Origin of the sequence: Ralstonia sp. ASV6 (assembly GCF_016429285.1) — a bacterium.
Classification (GTDB): Bacteria; Pseudomonadota; Gammaproteobacteria; order Burkholderiales; family Burkholderiaceae; genus Ralstonia; species Ralstonia flaminis.
The window spans coordinates 1-14,957 of the sequence record NZ_JAELUI010000022.1; the positions used below are offsets into that span (position 1 = coordinate 1).

Below are 14,957 nucleotides of genomic sequence, written 5' to 3' on the forward strand. Positions count from 1 at the left end.
CCGACTGCCAACCCACCTGAACAGCCGCATTGACGAGCTGCTTCCTCACAATTGGCGCCTGGCGCGCTGAAGATACTCTCACTCACAACGCAGTTCGACTGGCAAGGTGGTATCGCCGGACGCTTACGGGACATCACCGGGGCGACATCAAGCTACGACAGCTTGCCGAGAAAACTGGAATGTCACCGCTTTACGAGTTCGCCTACAGACGACTGTCGGGGGAAGCCGCTCACCCAACGCTGACATCCTTGGAGCGGCATATTGGTAGAGGGAGCGCAGGGCAGATCAAGACGCTCACTTTCCGCCCGCAAAGGGAAGGTTTGGAATCCATCTTGTCGGCGAGCATCTTTGCCATCCTCGCGGCCATGGACACACTCGGAGAGGTATTCACTCACCTGGATATGCGAGACACCATAGCAGCGCACAACGCACGTCATCACGCGTTATCGCCGAGTGCCCCCGATTCTCCGGTCATGGGATCGGATCAGACTGACTCCTGACTCCCGATTGAGCCATGCATGCTATTCAGCTGCAGCGAACGACCCGAGCAGCGCGCAGCTCTGCCATGGCTTGCAAGATGCGCTCGTCTTTGCGCTTAATCCCCTTGAGACGAAGATACTCGACGTCCTCCCAAAAGCCGACAATCCCGTTTGCAAACTGCACGAGCAGTTCGCGTGGGAGAACTGCCTGCTCAAACGAAGGCGGGGATGGGGGGGCTGTTGGTGAGCCCTGAGCGAACCATCGATCGGGGGCTGACGACCAGGTTGGCCATAGCTCCGGGTTGCTACGAAAGAGTTCGGCGGCTGACCGCCCGTCTCCGTGCCGGCAGGCATTCCCTACCCGCTGGAGCAGATCCAGATCACCCCAGCTGGGGAATGCAGAGAGAGGAATACCCCTCAGCTCCGCGAGTAAGGCGCTTAGGCCAATGAGGCCATCATGCCGAGCTGTGCTGAGCTGCTGGCTTCTGCGCGGACCAACGGCAATACACGCGCACAACCAATTGCGCAGCTGGCGCTCCCAAAGAGACTGAATCGACAAGCAAAACGCCTGGACGGTGGCATGCAACAACGCCTCGGCGTCCGCTCTTGCAAACATCCAGCCGCCCTCCTGGTTGTCGGACCAACGAGCAATATCGGCATCCAGCGCTGTGAGGGCCGGATCCACCACGTCACGCATAAACGCGCGGATTCGCGGGCGATAGAGAATGGCCTGAATATCGGAAGAGTGCTCACGCCAATGGTATGTGTCGAAGGTAGCGTCGAACGTGTCTCCGCATTGCTCGCCCCTTTCAATCACGAATGCCTCGCCGTGGCTTCTTGATAGCTTTTGCAGTTGGCTGTTTTATTGTGGTCGATCACAACCACATGCTTTGTGTCGTCATAACAGGCGACAAGGTATGGCGTGACACCATACTGTGCTCCCTCTACCAACGCTCTGGTGACCGGGTCGGGATACCCTTCCCGCCACATGAATTTCGCCCTCCATAACGCCTCGGTGTCCACGGTCGGGTTCGCATTGGCGCGCCAATCGACCGTCCAGCCTTTCGGAGCTACGCGCTCAACCAATGTGCTGAACTTGGAGCTGCCGTGCAAGTGCCAATCTTCATCGACGGCATCACGCCACGTGCCCGCCAGGCACACCAACGGCGTACCGTCGATTGCCTTGTCCACGCCTGCGTCAGGAGTACAGGGGCGACCAATCATGGGTTGGTTGTAGAGGAACACCGCTGCGCCCGCCGCGAGCATCACCGCGACAAGCACTACGGCGAGACGCGTCCTGGTGATCTTCATGTTGCTACCCTCCATATTTTTCTTCGTCACAAGTATGGCCTCAGTGCGGCCCTCAGATCGTTTTCACAAAGATCCCCGGCATCATGCCCTCACGCCTTCCACAGCGCTAGCTTCGAAGCTGCCAACACCCCGATTCCAATTCCAGCTGACACAGCACCGAACAGCCTCCAATGAACGCCTTGACAGTAGGCAAGCAACGCGACGCCTACGATGGTCAGCACGGCGACTCCGATTGCAATGTGTCTAGCCAAGCGCGTTTCGTCTCCGAGGTCTTTGGTCTTTTCAAGAATCATTGTGTTTACCCCAAACATACGGCCGTCAGTAGCAAATCATCATGTTGCTGCCACCACACCGAACCGGCACACAGCCCGAGAGTCCTGCAGTCAGCAGCACTGCAACGCAAGCGCCCAAAACAAACTTCATCATCATGATCTTCCTTGAGCCGGCACGCCCGGCGTTTTCCCGCTGCGTTCCGTTACGCAACCAGTCGCAGCACTACATTCTCCGGCGCCCCTTCGGGTATCGGTACCTTCGCCCCACCGTGTGCCTCGGCCTCGAATTGGCGCCAATTCAATATGACCACCGACTGGACTTGCTGTGTGGTTTCGATGTGCCGGCTGATAGCAAGCAGGTCGTTGATAGATCGGATGGCGCGACCACGCGCGATCTCGCAGTTGCCAAATCCCCCCGCCCCGTATGCGTACGAAATGAAGTAGCTAACGTAGCCGTGGGGAATTGATGGCTGCTTGTCGTGTCGATCACTTGCCGACGTTGTGTCCCGATTCGATGCGCTTACCTCTTCTACACTTCGCACATTCGCGCCCACGTCGTGAGGAGCTTGGCTACCACATCGTTGCGCAACCCACTCACGCAATTTCTGAAACATGCTCTCTTCCTTGCTGTTACAGGCGCAGACTCTAGAAGAATCGCGCCCAAATGCTTCGTCACAAGTATGACCGCAGTGCATCCCTCAGTTCGTTTTCAGAAAGGTCCCCGGCATCCTTCCCGTCGGGCAAAAACACAGCCTCGTCCGCGAACTTCGCCAACTTCCTACCTGCGGCATCTCCATCGCAGACGGCGACTTTAAGCTGGGGCAAGCAGTTCAGCCATTGCCGGAGTGGCTTCGGGTCACTCCCCAGCGTGGCCACGCAAGATAGCCCTAGGGCATGCAGTCTGCATGCATCAAAAACGCCCTCACAAAGGAACAGTGGGCGGCCTGGATCGACCGTTTCCAGCCCCCACACCGCCAGCTCCGGTGTTCGTCCACCGTAGCGGGAAACGAACGTGAAATACCGCCCTTCGCGAGGATCGCCATCGTGATTCTTCGGACGATCTGGCCGATAAGTCTGGTAGCCGACCATCTGCCCTGAGAAATTCCACAGGGCGAATGTTGCACTGTCTTCGGCCACGAATACGCCGCGATACCGTGAAGGGTTGAGCCATCGCTCTGCCAGATGTGCGTTCATTGCTTCCATGATGCTGTCCCGTATATCCCTTGCCTCGCGTGTCACGCGGTTTATCTTCTCCCGAGCGAGAACAGCACATCCATTGCGTCGACGGCATCTACGGTCACGGAATCGCCAGAGACCGCCCGTAGAGCTCGCGTCTTTGTCCGCGACACAATGGACGGAAGCTCACTGTAGCAGGCCTTGCACACGCTTCTCAGGCCCTTCGGCCCATTCTTGTCCCGATGGAAGAATTCCGTGGTCGCCGGCAGAACCTCGCCGCAACGCCCGCGGCAGCGCCACATCCCCTCATGAGACTGGAGCCTCGGCGTGCTGTCTACAGGACCCACCTGACCGGTCGCCCAGTCTGCGAAGGTTCTGATTCCACACCGGCCACGTGTGCGTAGGGTCCGGTCTTGCACCTCAAAGCCATCGGTGTTCCAAACGACGACTTTTCCGCCTGGTCTGGTGATGGACTCCTCGATGTGCTCCACCCGCCGGAAGTAGTTGGGGAGCGCTGCATTCTCGTAGCATTGCCCCACAACGATGTCCTCTTGCTTCACGTTCCACTCTCTTAGGTGTCTCGGCCTTCATTGACATGCGGACTGCTGCTTCGCCCGATTCGAACGGGAGCCAGAGCCCAAGTCGCACCACCCAACTGGTGCCCGGGAATTGAACCCGGTGCCGCAACTCTCGTCGCCACTATCCACAGGTACGCGAGATGTTTCCCATCTGCGCACCCCGAAAGCAGCAGTCCGCATGTCAAAGATTCTTTCCGACCATCCACCCGCCGCTAGGCGATCGGGTCCGGCCCTGTGTGGTAGTAGCCTTCACGCAGGGTTTCGGCCGGCATCACTACGCTGAAAGGCTTGCTGTTCGCCTCGCGGATCCACTCGTCCATGATTGCGTTCTGCTCGTCCTCGGACATCTGGTCAAACGGTTTCCGATCCATGGTTTCACCTTTCATTCGCTCACCTTGCGCATCGCGCCACTGTTCAAACGTCGGCGGTCCGAACCGGCCCATCCTTGCTTCGTGACGGGCGTAAAAGGCCCGGGCTGCTGGTGACAATTCTTGCGCTTTGTTGTCCATCTTAGATGCGCTTTGCGCGAAAGTTCGCCTTGATGCCATGGCGCCCTTCCTGCTCATTGCGCTCTTGACGGACCTTTGTAATGGCGTCTGAGTGCGTGCGGGCAGAAACTCGAACCGTGTATTCACCGAAGGTTTGTGAGGCGCCGCTCCAGCCTCCACCCGAATGGGCGACGACCTTCGGCTTTACCGTCACCTCGAAGTCGCGCAGCGATCTCAATTTCACCGGCTGCGCCTCTTCCGCGCACGACTCCGGCAAGCCAAGGCGTGCCTCAACTTCTTCCAATGTGCCGATAAACTCGGGCTTGTGGGGGCCGTTGGGGAAGGTGTAGAACTTGCCGCTACTCAGCAGACCGATGCGAGGGTCGAGATTCATTCCAAGAACACAGAGCGTTGTTGAAGGCATGATAGGTGCACATGTGCACCATGTCAAGCCAGTCATCAACCCCATCCCATTCATCGCCAAGCAGCGTCGTCATGCGGCGACCGGCCAGTACTTCGTCAGCAGAACCGAAAGGGCAGCTTCAGGCGTTGGGCATGCCACTACCTCATTGGGCCCGCCTAGCGCCACGCTGAACGTCCATGTCTGCGACACGTCGCGAACGGTTTGAATGAAGAAGCTCTCACCACTTTCCGTTTGATACCAATGACGTCGATACTCGCCGGGCTTCTCACCCCCGCCAGCGAAACGAAAGTCGATTGTGCCGGCTCCGCGCTGAATGCGAAGCTGACGCTCGACTTCGGTGCAATACGCTTTGAATTCGTCACCGGTGACACGTTTGAACCACAAGAGCGAGTCCGGGCCGATCGTCGCTTCCCTGCCAGAGTCGTCCAAGACAACGACTGCGGCAGGGCATTGATGGGGGGCAACGGAAGAAATGGGGTAGAGCCTCCCCGCCGTGAATCGGTGTTCGCCCACTCGCTGTGAGCAGGCGGCCTGGGTAGCCTCCAGGCGATCTTCGGGTTCTAGCAACCATGCAAAGCGATTCACGGTCGCCAGATTCATTTCGGGATTCATCTCGATCAGATCGGCGGCCCACAACTCGTACCTGGATTTTGCTCCGTCTTCGCTCCATCCCGCGTTGACGTGCTGACGAACAAAATCCGCTGCCACACGCGGATCCGTCTTCGGCGCCTGTTCAACGCCACCGATTGTTGTTGCTTCCGTTGTAAAGCGCATGATGGTTTTCGTGAAATGCCTTCGTCGATAAGTGCAGCCAGACGTCGTAGTCGCCGCCGGGGATTTCTTTATGAGGACGCCAAGGGGCGCAGCGAGTTTGCGGGCCTCATGATGGTGTGAGTCGCAGAATGCCCCGGCCATGACAGCCGCACGCGCTCGACGGATTGGGAAGCAGTGGGCCCGCGTGCCACGATGGCCTCACCCGCCTGCAGGGCGCGTAGGTCGTGGGTGTCGCCCAGCAAGCGATGAAATGTCGCGTTTCCAGGTTCGCTAATTGAGTACATGAATACACGGCACGTTGCGTGTGCCGCCACTTGATCGTCGTGCAAGTGAGCAAACTCATCGCGATCGCTCACAACGAGTGTTAAGTTCAGGTCGACCACGTTCTCGACGAGCGGTTTCAACATTGCGGGCAGCCCTTGCAAGCCGCCAATCAGTCCGTCAAGGATCAACACGATTGAGCGCGTTCGATCTTGGCGCGCAGTGATGGCGCGACTCAGATCCAGAATGGCTTCCGTGCTCCAGACATCTGCCTCAAGCGCAGAGACCTCCAGCGCGCTCGGACCACACCAAAGGATCGCACCCGAGTTGACAATGGCATCCATGGAAACGGGCGCCAACTCCTTATTTCCCGCTACATCCGCGAAGCATTCAGCCTGACGATTGCTAGCCTCGGCGGCTGTGTAAATCGATGCCCATATCCCCGGCTCGCTATGCCAGCCAACATAGATCAAACCAGCGCCACCTTGAATTGCCTGGCGGGCGATTTCGACAAGGAACTGGTTCCGCCCCGAGCCGAGTGCGCCGACGTTCTGTACGACTGATGGCCCGTCAAGATCGACCGCTTTTGCGAAAGGAATCGAGCTCGTTTTGTTGCCAAGATGAAGTTTCATAGAGTTTCCCAAAAAATTGGTTGTTGCCTATCGCTCGTTGCTTGAAGCGATGTTTAGTCGACTAGGCCAAGGTCACGACATTCGTCGTAGATGTCAGCCCACATTTCACACTCAATTTGGTCGTATGTTTCTGCAATCGAGCGCTTGTACTCCTCTTCCGCTTCATCGAGGAGGAGACCCACATCGATGGATTCATCCGCGGCGATCGCCCATACCTCAAACAGGCGACGAAACCGGGGTATCGCAATCAGAAAACGATGTGAGCGTGCCGACACGTCCCCAAAGCATTCTTTTTTGTCGTCTTCGTATGGGGTGTTGCCAAAGACTGCGTAATGCACGAATGCGTCCATCCCGCCTTCAGCGCAGTACCGCTTGCGCATCCGGTCAGGTAAATGGAATAGGGCGAAGCCGATCAAGCCCTCTTCAGCCTTACGGTATCGCTCATTTGCGAGTTCCGCACGCGCTCCCAGGCTCAATTCTTCCATTGATTCTTCTGTGCAAAATTGGCTGCGTTCTGGACAGCCTGGGCAATCGTATGCAGGGTGACCACAAGAATCGAGTGCGCGTTCCGCACTTAAAAAAAGTCGGTGGAGGGATGCATCGAGGCGCCCTTGATGAGCTTCTTGACTTGATTTGCGAGAGTCGACATACCTGTCCCTCTAACGTGTCTCAGTTTGTATTGACGGTGCTTCAATCAGAAGAAATGCTTGCGATTTCCGGCACCATGATTTGCGCAACCTGTGCCGCAGCTTCGCTGACGGGATGAAGACCCAAAGCTCTTGGCGAAATGGTTTCAGGATTGTCGAATAGCCTTCAGCGCCGCGTATGTCTTGTGCGCGTCGCCGCGCCCCGCTCTCCACTCTGGCGTTTCACTGTCCATCAGCGCGCAAAGCTCTTCCCAGCGATCAACGAGAACCGCCCATTCGCCGGAGACGTCCCGCATTGCCGGCAGCAGCGATGCGAATTCCGGGACCCGCTCGATCAGCAGGCGGCAGCGCCGAAAATCCGATGGATCGACAGGACAAGCCGTTGTTCTCGTCCCAATGCCGGTGAACCGAGCAAACATGGCATCGCTGCTCGCGCCCCTATCCCCAGTCGCAAGCCATTCGCGTGCTGCAGGAGACAGGTTCGAGTAGTCCTCACCATTGAACCGCGCCCGCGCTGACGCTAGGACATGCGGGTCTTCTCTCAAACGTGCGAGTGCTTCCGGTTCGCCAACCACGAATGACGCACCAAGCATGCGGGCGAGATCGTGGTCGAGGACGGCCTTCTTGCTGAATCCTCGCGACAGGAGGTCCATAGCGGAAATGGGTAGTTGCCCGGTGATGATTCGGCAACCGCATTGTTCAGATACCGTGCACTTAGCCATGGCGAATCACGCTCCGAGGATTACGTGAGGTGCCATCGCTTCGCGCAAGCCCTCACGATAGAAGGCTCCGTCCTGCATGAGCGTCCTGTATTCCTCGCCGGAGCACCTTTCAGTATCGGCATATAGATCCACCGGCGTACTGTTGTAAGCACGGGCGCAATGCTGAAACCCGTAGAAGGCCACCATCAACGACGCGACCCCCAGGTTCGAAACCATGGCTGCGTCACCGAACCAATCCGTGGCCTTGAACCAGCAATAGAGCGCGACCCGCCGGCCATCGATTTCTCCGGTCGGGTGCTCCACATACACGTCCTGATCGCCGATGTCGTAGTAATGGGTGATGCGGTATCGCCTCCGACCATCGGCCTCGAATTCGGCAATTTCCGCTTCGCTCAGGTCGTGATCTGGCGAAGGCTGTCCCATCAGCGCACCTGCGCGTGAGAGGTCGGCGGATCGTTGCTGCACGTTGTTTTCCATAGATCGGTCCGGTTAGTGACTTCCGTTGAAGGAATAGCGGCTACGCCACTTAGACGTTATCGGCGACCTCGCCGACGGTCTTTCCTGTAGCGATGTCGGTCAGCAGCCAGAGCCCAGAGGACAACAGCGTTGCGCGCGTGCCCGGATGCCTCGATTCCATCATCGCTTGGCGCGCGAGGTACGCCTTGCGTTCCCTCTTCATTTTTGTGGCGTCAATCCGACTGCGGATTTCGCCAGCGATACCGAGCACAACAAAGAACACCAAAACTGCAAGCCCGAACCATTTGAATGACTCCCAACCGCTCATCGCGTACTTGCCCTGGGTATACCGAGCAAAGACGGTGTAGAAGATGAGAAGGACGACCGCGAGCGATGGCAGCATTTCGGTGAGCATCGGAGACTCCGTTTAGTTAGATAAGGGTGGCCAATACTTCGGCCGGAGAGAATGGCCAGGTCAGGAGGGCAACCATCCCCGCCGCAGAGATAAATGGCCCGAAAGCGAGAATCTGACCTGCTGCGGTCGCCCGCAACCGTGTTTGAACGGCACCGACGACACATGCAGCGATCGATGCGGCGATCAGGATTTCGAGAACAGGGCCCCAGCCTAGCCACGCTCCCAGTGCTGCAAGCAGCTTTGCATCGCCGAGACCGATACCTTCGGCTCGCCGCCACGTCCGCATGGAGAGTTGGCGCGCCGCCCATAGCGCGGCGTATCCGAGAGCTGCACCGAGCAAGGCACTTGGGAGCGTCACCAGGGCATCCGTTGAATTGATGACGAGCCCGGCAACCAACATGGGAACGGTGAGGAAATCCGGCAACAGCCTCGCGTGCAAATCGATGAGCGACAGGATCAGCAGCACATAGCAGGCAGCGGCAACGAAGCCGATCAACGGGCTGGTGCCGAGCCTCTGCAGCAGAACGAGCGCCAACGCCCCACAGGCGATCGCACATAGAACGCTTGGCACCCAATCTCTCGCTATGTCCGGACGGAGCCACAGTGCCGAAGGCTCAAGGCCGTAAGACACCGCCAGCGCATGCAGGATATGGCGTGCAGCCAACGGCGCCACGGCGCCCGCACCCAACCCCAGTGCCAGACAACTGACCTCAAGGAGCAGGCCAGTCATGCGTCGGCACCATTCGATTTCGCTGCGACCACCTCGAAGACTTCGTCGACATAGGCACACATGATCTCGCCCACGATCTTCCCCACCCGAGCGCGATAAAAGACGAAGCCATGCGAGACATCGGTAACCACAAACTCGCGCCCGGTGTCCCGTTCTCTGAGTCCCGTATAGGACTGGATGGATGGTGTTTGCACGACAACCCCCTCGGGTATGTTGCAAAAAAAAATATGTTTTCGTATTATACAGCACACACAACGCCACAAAGCGAGCAGAATTCGCCGTTGTGGTTTGAGAATTTTTCCGAATTGTGAGGGCTGGGGGATGCTGCGTCGGGTGCTGGGAGCGATCTTGTTTGTAGTGGCGGCGCCTTTCGCGTGCTTCCCCTTCGTGCACCTGTACGTGCTCTGGGGGATGTGGGGCAGCAGCCAAGTCCCTGAACACTGGGTGCAGAACCTCGTCATCGCCTTCTGCTTTGGCGCGCTGGGCGGCTTTGGCAGTTACGAGGGTTGGCGGATATTCAGCCGCCGTCAGCCACAAGCAGGCTTGGTAACCCAAGAAACGTCACGCTAAACCTGAAGCGCTGTTCGACATCAACAACATGATCAACAGAGTGGAGTGCGTATGACCGGCACCAAGAACTTTGACATCGGCAACGGGAACCTGGAGCAGATCCAGTTGGGGGGCACCATTGCACTAGCACTCGCTGCATTCGCAAGCGTACTCGTTGCCATCGTGATGACTTTGGGTGCGCTGCAAAACGTCTCTTCGTTCACTACCCCGATGGGTGTAACGCTCTTGGCCATCATTGCTTTGTTGACGCTCATTACGAGGCAGCAGCATGCACGCCGGAGAGCTCAGATCCTCGCCGGTGAGCACGTCAAACGAGCCGTCGAGCAAATACTCGCTCGCTCGACAACGTAGCAAGAATTGCAGGAGGGTGGGATGCACCGTTACCTCATCTACACGGCACCAGGCCAATCGCATCCACGCTTTGCTACCCGCTGGCTCTTTGTGGCGTCGCTGATTGCCACCTATCGCTGCGCCTTCCTTCCCTACTGCCGCATCGATGATGCGGTGCTCGGCAAAACACTGTTTCTCGACGACGGCGCCGTAGCCGGCAGCCGGTAGCCAGCAATCCCTCCAGGACCATCCATGCACGAATTCTTCCTTGCGCTTGCCCGCCTTGATCTCTTTCACGGCTGGCAAAGCTACGCAGGCCTCCTCGCTACTGCTATCGGGCTTCCTCTGCTGTATCTCATCGCGCGTTTCTCCCTCGTACGACGAGACGCCGCCTACAAGCGCCGCATGAACCTCTGGGGTGGCGCGGCCATCCTCATGGGTTGCATGGGTCTCTCGCTCATCGTCCTCAATTCAGCCGTCCAAGCCGCTCTCTGGCCGTCCATGATGGGCTCCATCACGCAGAACTACGCGCTCGGCAGCGCACTGGCGACCGTATGCAAGGCTGATCCTGCAAAGCTCCGAGAAGGCGAGATGGCCGACGCTGCTACCAAGTTGCGCGATCGCGACGTCCTTTGGAAGTCCGTGGGGTCCGGAGCCGCCTCACCACTGGCTGCAGCTGCCGATATCCCCTGTGATCGCATCCCGGTGTCCAACCGAGCACTAATGTTGCTGGCCACCGCGCGCGACGCTGGACTCGTCGGCGCGCACCTGGCCGCTGGCTGGATCGTCACGCTGTCGCTCGCCCCATTGCTGATGCTCATCGCACTCCTGCGCGCTGCAGAAGCACCTTTGCGCTGGCCGACGCTGCGCAAGGGTTCTGGCTTGTTCGGTGGCGGAAACGCGACGAACACCAGCAGCCGAGAAACTGAAGAGTCTGCCCGTTGGTAACACCAACCTGATCGAGAGGAGCTGACCATGCCCGACGAAATCGATATTGCAAACGACTACGCCCAGCGCACGCTGGAGCAGGCGATCGCCGCCGCTCGCGTAAATCCGAAATCCCATCAGCGGGTTGACCAGTGCCTCAACGAATGTGGCGAACCACCTGCCGAAGGGTCGTCGTACTGCTGCCATGAATGCAAGGTCGATGCGGAGCGCCGGCAAGCCATCCGGCGCTGCCAAGGCGTGGCCTGAGCACCAAGCGTCAAACCACCAACCGCACTCATGACCAAATCAACCGCTGCCCGTCAGATTGATCTCTTCGAACATGTGGCTGGGGCGTATGCCCAACCACAGTCCGGGCGCCTGACCAATGCTGAGCTCTATCGCATGGCAGTCGGCCGTGCCGGCGTGGATCCCAAGCTCTTGAACGAGACCGCTCCAGTCGGCCGTGCCGGCGATCAACGCAGCCTCCTGAAGCGTGCCATCCGCTGGCATCAGCAAACGCTTCGCAGCCTTGGCTTGATCGAGCGCGTCGAAGGTGAGCGCGCGGTATGGGAGCTGACGGAAGCGGGAAAGAAAAAGATGCGAACGGTGAAGGACAACATCGCCGCCATCGCCTTCAGCACGGATCTTGGCCTCGCGATCTGGGGCAACTGCCATCACGTTTTCTCAAAATGGGACGAGCCCATTTTTCTCGCGCTGACCTCGACGCCGTACCCGCTGCAGAAGCCACGCGCATACGGCAATCCCCCCGTCGAGGATTTCATCGACTTCATCTCGCGTGTGGTGGAGCCCATCGCGAACAAGCTGGTGCCAGGCGGCAACATCCTGCTCTCGCTGAGCAACGACGTGCACTTGCCTAAATCCCCTGCGCGCTCGCTCTACTTCGAAAAGCTGACCATCGCACTCTGCGAGCGCTTCGGCCTCTACAAGATGGACACCCTGATTTGGGAGTCCAACAAGGCGCCGGGTCCGATCCAGTGGGCCAGCCTGCAGCGGATGCAATTCAACACGGCCTACGAGCCGATTCTGTGGCTGTGCAACGACCCGGTCCGGTGCATCGCCAACAACCAACGCGTCCTGGAACCGCATACCGAGCAGCACCAGAAGCTGATCGACCAGGGCGGCGTCAAGCATGTCGCTGTCAATGGTGACGGAGTGTATCGCCTACGCCCAGGATCCTATGGGAACCCCACCGCTGGGCGCATCCCTCGCAACGTGCTCCACGTCCCAAACAATTGCGCAAGCCAACGTGCCTACAAGAAGCGTGCACGCGAGATCGGCCTACAACCTCACGGCGCGCCGATGCCACTCGCACTGGCACGCAAGCTCATCCGGTTCATGACGGACGTCGATCAGCTGGTGGTCGACCCGTGCGCGGGATCGATGACGACGGCTCTGGCCAGCGAGCTTGAGGGACGACGCTGGGCAGCGACGGACGTTGTGTACGACTACGTCCGGGGCGCCGCAGAACGATTTCGCCAGTTTGAAGGATTCGACCTAGCGCTTGATGCCGCGTGAATGCGGGCGGCGGTCCGGCGTTATTTGTCAAAAAAATCCACAACTTTAGGCATCTCGCTGCGCATTTGATGATCTCGTGCACCAGGAGCAAACCGATGGAAGCACTTGCCGTTGTTGAGCACAACACAATCGCGGTGGAGATCGTTCAGTTGCTGCAACGGTGCCGCTTTGACCTGTCGACTGAAAAGCACCTCCAAGCTGGTGTAGAGCAAGCGTTACGGGGTGCCGGATTCGACTTTGCTCGCGAGAAGCGCCTGTCTTCTCAGGACATCCCCGATTTCTTGGTGTCCGGCGGCGTGGTCATCGAATGCAAAATGCGCAACAAATCCAGCAAGATGGAGGTGTTCCGCCAGATCTCCCGCTACGCCGAGCACGCCGAGGTGACGGCCATCATCCTGGCCTCGAATATGTCGATGGGGCTGCCGCCGGAACTGAACGGCAAGCCGCTCTATTCGGCATCGCTCAGCCGAGGTTGGCTATGACGCGTACCTACGGCTGTCTGCAGCTCGTCGACGGCGGGACAAAGTGGGAGATGTCCAAGATCGAGCCGCATGTCGCCATCCGGCTCAAGCACCTTTTCCCGCGCGTCCCGAAAAATTCCACAGGGCCCTACTACTTCCCGCGCGACTTGGCTCACGCTGCGGATCTCGATTGGTTCATCTCACGCTATCCGCTCTTCATGAGCGAGGGCGACAGGCAGGCACTACGCGGCGGCCGCCTGGCGTTTGAGCACGAGCAGGCCGAGCTCGAAAGAATCCTGTTGCCAGACTACTCGCCGCCGCCCATGCTGGGCTTGCGAGATGGCCAGAAGATTCGCCTGTACCAATCGCAAGCAGTAACGCTCGTGCAGATGCGAAAGAGCTTACTGCTAGGCGATGAGGGCGGACTCGGGAAGACTTACGTCGCCGGAGCGTTCCTTGCTTCGACACCTGGCGCACTCCCCGCCGCAGTCGTTTGTGATCCGCACATGCAGAAGCAGTGGCGTGACAAACTGACCACGTTCACGACGTTGCGGGTCCATGTCATTAAAAAGGCATCGCCCTACAATCTACCGCCCGCGGACGTCTATATTTTCCGGATCAGCCAGATCGGCGGATGGATCGATTTCTTCAACGAAGGGTTCTTCAAGGCCGTCGTTTACGACGAGCCGCAGAGTCTTCGCACCGGCGATCAGACGGCTAAGGGCGCCGCCGCGCGCGTGCTCTCGAACCACACCGAATATCACCTAGGACTGTCCGCGACTCCCGTGTACGGCTATGGCCGGGAGATCTGGCAAATCCTGAGCTTTATCGATGCCGATGTCCTCGGGACCCGGGAAGATTTCGAGCGCGAATGGCTCGACGATGACGGCAGGATCAATGACCCCGAGGCACTCGGTACGTTCCTGCGTGAACAACACGTGTTTCTGCGGCGCCTCAAGGCTGATGTTGGCCTGGAGCTTCCGAAGGTGTCGCGCATCGTTGAGCACGTCGATTTTGACGCTAAGGCCGTGCAGAGCATTGAGGAGCTCGCAAAGAAGCTGGCCATTCGCGCGACGACAGGCTCATTTGTCGAACGTGGCGCCGCAGTGCGCGAGCTCGACATGATGGTCCGCCAAGCGACCGGGGTCTCCAAAGCGAAATCGGTCGCGCAGTTTGTGCGACTCATGGTCGAAGCTGGCGAGCCCGTTCTGTTGGCAGGTTGGCATCGCGAGGTCTACAGTATTTGGCAGCAGGAGTTGGGGGACCTGCGCCCGGCCATGTATACCGGTTCAGAATCGCCCACGCAAAAGGAACGCGAGAAGGAGCGATTCCTAAACGGCGATACCGATGTGATGATTATCTCTCTGAGATCTGGCGCTGGATTGGACGGCCTGCAGGAGCGCTGCTCAGTGTTGGTCATTGGAGAATTGGATTATAGCCCTGGAGTCCACCAGCAATTACTGTGGCGCATCGATCGTGAAGGACAGAAAAATCCGGTGATTGCCTTCTTCCTCGTCAGCGAAGAAGGAAGCGATCCGCCCATCATGGACGTACTCGGTATCAAGGCCAGCGAGGCTCATCACGTCGTCGATCCAAACCTTGGTGTCCAACAAACAGACAACGACACATCGCATCTCAAGCGCTTGGTCCAACACTACCTTGACAAGGTGAATCGCCGCGCCAAGGAAGATATCGCCGCAGATGGTGGCTCCAAGATCATGGAGCCACAAACCGATCGCTCCGAACAACAGCTGCTACCCATCTAACC

General features: G+C 58.6%; 21 protein-coding genes. 8 read left to right on the forward strand and 13 right to left on the reverse strand.

All coding sequences use genetic code 11. From position 1 onward, the window contains the following. Positions 1-29 precede the first annotated feature (29 nt). Positions 30-500 carry a DUF5677 domain-containing protein gene (locus JHD73_RS29720; RefSeq protein ID WP_368735499.1) on the forward strand — a complete coding sequence of 157 codons (471 nt, stop codon included), beginning with the start codon at positions 30-32 and terminating at the stop codon, positions 498-500. Positions 501-525: 25 nt separating this feature from the next. Here the strand turns inward: JHD73_RS29720 and JHD73_RS06070 are convergent, their stop codons facing one another. The 13 genes from JHD73_RS06070 to JHD73_RS06130 all read right to left on the reverse strand — a co-directional run bounded on the left by JHD73_RS06070 (position 526) and on the right by JHD73_RS06130 (position 9,559). Further along, positions 526-1,296: a hypothetical protein gene (locus tag JHD73_RS06070; protein WP_199028802.1), complete on the reverse strand. Its 771-nt coding sequence runs from the start codon at positions 1,294-1,296 to the stop codon at positions 526-528. Beyond that, entirely contained in the window at positions 1,293-1,790 is a 498-nt protein-coding gene (locus tag JHD73_RS06075; RefSeq protein WP_199028804.1) for a hypothetical protein, read from the reverse strand. Before JHD73_RS06075 ends, JHD73_RS06070 begins: the two co-directional genes overlap by 4 nt. Positions 1,791-2,734: 944 nt before the next feature. Next, on the reverse strand, positions 2,735-3,265 hold the full coding sequence (locus JHD73_RS06080; protein ID WP_199028806.1) for a toprim domain-containing protein: 531 nt from the start codon (positions 3,263-3,265) through the stop codon (positions 2,735-2,737). Positions 3,266-4,028: 763 nt separating this feature from the next. Further along, positions 4,029-4,187, reverse strand: a complete 159-nt coding sequence (locus JHD73_RS06085; protein WP_199028808.1) for a hypothetical protein — start codon at positions 4,185-4,187, stop codon at positions 4,029-4,031. Between the two features lie 139 nt (positions 4,188-4,326). Next, on the reverse strand, positions 4,327-4,698 hold the full coding sequence (locus tag JHD73_RS06090) for a hypothetical protein (RefSeq protein WP_199028810.1): 372 nt from the start codon (positions 4,696-4,698) through the stop codon (positions 4,327-4,329). A 99-nt stretch (positions 4,699-4,797) separates the two neighbouring features. Beyond that, positions 4,798-5,502: a hypothetical protein gene (locus JHD73_RS06095; protein WP_199028812.1), complete on the reverse strand. Its 705-nt coding sequence runs from the start codon at positions 5,500-5,502 to the stop codon at positions 4,798-4,800. Between the two features lie 68 nt (positions 5,503-5,570). After that, entirely contained in the window at positions 5,571-6,395 is an 825-nt protein-coding gene (locus JHD73_RS06100) for a hypothetical protein (RefSeq protein WP_199028814.1), read from the reverse strand. A 53-nt stretch (positions 6,396-6,448) separates the two neighbouring features. Beyond that, positions 6,449-6,880: a hypothetical protein gene (locus tag JHD73_RS06105; RefSeq protein ID WP_199028816.1), complete on the reverse strand. Its 432-nt coding sequence runs from the start codon at positions 6,878-6,880 to the stop codon at positions 6,449-6,451. A gap of 308 nt (positions 6,881-7,188) precedes the next feature. Then, the gene (locus tag JHD73_RS06110) at positions 7,189-7,764 is read right to left on the reverse strand and encodes a hypothetical protein (protein ID WP_199028818.1); all 576 of its coding nucleotides are present in this window, start codon (positions 7,762-7,764) and stop codon (positions 7,189-7,191) included. A 6-nt stretch (positions 7,765-7,770) separates the two neighbouring features. Continuing rightward, positions 7,771-8,241 carry a hypothetical protein gene (locus JHD73_RS06115; RefSeq protein ID WP_199028820.1) on the reverse strand — a complete coding sequence of 157 codons (471 nt, stop codon included), beginning with the start codon at positions 8,239-8,241 and terminating at the stop codon, positions 7,771-7,773. A 49-nt stretch (positions 8,242-8,290) separates the two neighbouring features. Continuing rightward, positions 8,291-8,635 (reverse strand): hypothetical protein, encoded by a 345-nt coding sequence (locus tag JHD73_RS06120; RefSeq protein ID WP_199028822.1) that lies wholly within the window; start codon positions 8,633-8,635, stop codon positions 8,291-8,293. Between the two features lie 16 nt (positions 8,636-8,651). Beyond that, positions 8,652-9,365, reverse strand: a complete 714-nt coding sequence (locus JHD73_RS06125; protein ID WP_199028824.1) for an A24 family peptidase — start codon at positions 9,363-9,365, stop codon at positions 8,652-8,654. Next, positions 9,362-9,559, reverse strand: a complete 198-nt coding sequence (locus JHD73_RS06130; RefSeq protein WP_199028826.1) for a hypothetical protein — start codon at positions 9,557-9,559, stop codon at positions 9,362-9,364. Before JHD73_RS06130 ends, JHD73_RS06125 begins: the two co-directional genes overlap by 4 nt. Positions 9,560-9,986: 427 nt before the next feature. Between JHD73_RS06130 and JHD73_RS06135 the strand changes: the two genes are divergently transcribed. The 7 genes from JHD73_RS06135 to JHD73_RS06165 all read left to right on the forward strand — a co-directional run bounded on the left by JHD73_RS06135 (position 9,987) and on the right by JHD73_RS06165 (position 14,955). Beyond that, positions 9,987-10,286: a hypothetical protein gene (locus JHD73_RS06135; RefSeq protein ID WP_199028828.1), complete on the forward strand. Its 300-nt coding sequence runs from the start codon at positions 9,987-9,989 to the stop codon at positions 10,284-10,286. Between the two features lie 21 nt (positions 10,287-10,307). Next, positions 10,308-10,493, forward strand: a complete 186-nt coding sequence (locus tag JHD73_RS06140) for a hypothetical protein (protein ID WP_199028830.1) — start codon at positions 10,308-10,310, stop codon at positions 10,491-10,493. 24 nt (positions 10,494-10,517) lie between these two features. Beyond that, on the forward strand, positions 10,518-11,213 hold the full coding sequence (locus JHD73_RS06145; RefSeq protein ID WP_199028832.1) for a hypothetical protein: 696 nt from the start codon (positions 10,518-10,520) through the stop codon (positions 11,211-11,213). 27 nt (positions 11,214-11,240) lie between these two features. Beyond that, complete coding sequence (locus JHD73_RS06150; RefSeq protein WP_199028834.1) at positions 11,241-11,459, forward strand: hypothetical protein; 219 nt, start codon at positions 11,241-11,243, stop codon at positions 11,457-11,459. Between the two features lie 30 nt (positions 11,460-11,489). After that, positions 11,490-12,728: a DNA methyltransferase gene (locus JHD73_RS06155; RefSeq protein ID WP_199028836.1), complete on the forward strand. Its 1,239-nt coding sequence runs from the start codon at positions 11,490-11,492 to the stop codon at positions 12,726-12,728. A gap of 95 nt (positions 12,729-12,823) precedes the next feature. After that, entirely contained in the window at positions 12,824-13,210 is a 387-nt protein-coding gene (locus JHD73_RS06160) for a hypothetical protein (protein WP_199028838.1), read from the forward strand. Next, the gene (locus JHD73_RS06165; protein ID WP_199028840.1) at positions 13,207-14,955 is read left to right on the forward strand and encodes an SNF2-related protein; all 1,749 of its coding nucleotides are present in this window, start codon (positions 13,207-13,209) and stop codon (positions 14,953-14,955) included. The genes JHD73_RS06160 and JHD73_RS06165 overlap by 4 nt, the downstream gene beginning before the upstream one ends. Positions 14,956-14,957: the final 2 nt, after the last annotated feature.

Bases quoted from the DNA above. Each gene is read 5' to 3' on its own strand.
- JHD73_RS06075 (WP_199028804.1), bottom strand. From the start codon at position 1,790: ATGAAGATCACCAGGACGCGTCTCGCCGTAGTGCTTGTCGCGGTGATG.
- JHD73_RS06080 (WP_199028806.1), bottom strand. From the start codon at position 3,265: ATGGAAGCAATGAACGCACATCTGGCAGAGCGATGGCTCAACCCTTCA.
- JHD73_RS06085 (WP_199028808.1), bottom strand. From the start codon at position 4,187: ATGGATCGGAAACCGTTTGACCAGATGTCCGAGGACGAGCAGAACGCA.
- JHD73_RS06090 (WP_199028810.1), bottom strand. From the start codon at position 4,698: ATGAATCTCGACCCTCGCATCGGTCTGCTGAGTAGCGGCAAGTTCTAC.
- JHD73_RS06095 (WP_199028812.1), bottom strand. From the start codon at position 5,502: ATGCGCTTTACAACGGAAGCAACAACAATCGGTGGCGTTGAACAGGCG.
- JHD73_RS06100 (WP_199028814.1), bottom strand. From the start codon at position 6,395: ATGAAACTTCATCTTGGCAACAAAACGAGCTCGATTCCTTTCGCAAAA.
- JHD73_RS06105 (WP_199028816.1), bottom strand. From the start codon at position 6,880: ATGGAAGAATTGAGCCTGGGAGCGCGTGCGGAACTCGCAAATGAGCGA.
- JHD73_RS06110 (WP_199028818.1), bottom strand. From the start codon at position 7,764: ATGGCTAAGTGCACGGTATCTGAACAATGCGGTTGCCGAATCATCACC.
- JHD73_RS06115 (WP_199028820.1), bottom strand. From the start codon at position 8,241: ATGGAAAACAACGTGCAGCAACGATCCGCCGACCTCTCACGCGCAGGT.
- JHD73_RS06120 (WP_199028822.1), bottom strand. From the start codon at position 8,635: ATGCTCACCGAAATGCTGCCATCGCTCGCGGTCGTCCTTCTCATCTTC.
- JHD73_RS06125 (WP_199028824.1), bottom strand. From the start codon at position 9,365: ATGACTGGCCTGCTCCTTGAGGTCAGTTGTCTGGCACTGGGGTTGGGT.
- JHD73_RS06135 (WP_199028828.1), top strand. From the start codon at position 9,987: ATGACCGGCACCAAGAACTTTGACATCGGCAACGGGAACCTGGAGCAG.
- JHD73_RS06140 (WP_199028830.1), top strand. From the start codon at position 10,308: ATGCACCGTTACCTCATCTACACGGCACCAGGCCAATCGCATCCACGC.
- JHD73_RS06145 (WP_199028832.1), top strand. From the start codon at position 10,518: ATGCACGAATTCTTCCTTGCGCTTGCCCGCCTTGATCTCTTTCACGGC.
- JHD73_RS06150 (WP_199028834.1), top strand. From the start codon at position 11,241: ATGCCCGACGAAATCGATATTGCAAACGACTACGCCCAGCGCACGCTG.
- JHD73_RS06155 (WP_199028836.1), top strand. From the start codon at position 11,490: ATGACCAAATCAACCGCTGCCCGTCAGATTGATCTCTTCGAACATGTG.
- JHD73_RS06160 (WP_199028838.1), top strand. From the start codon at position 12,824: ATGGAAGCACTTGCCGTTGTTGAGCACAACACAATCGCGGTGGAGATC.
- JHD73_RS06165 (WP_199028840.1), top strand. From the start codon at position 13,207: ATGACGCGTACCTACGGCTGTCTGCAGCTCGTCGACGGCGGGACAAAG.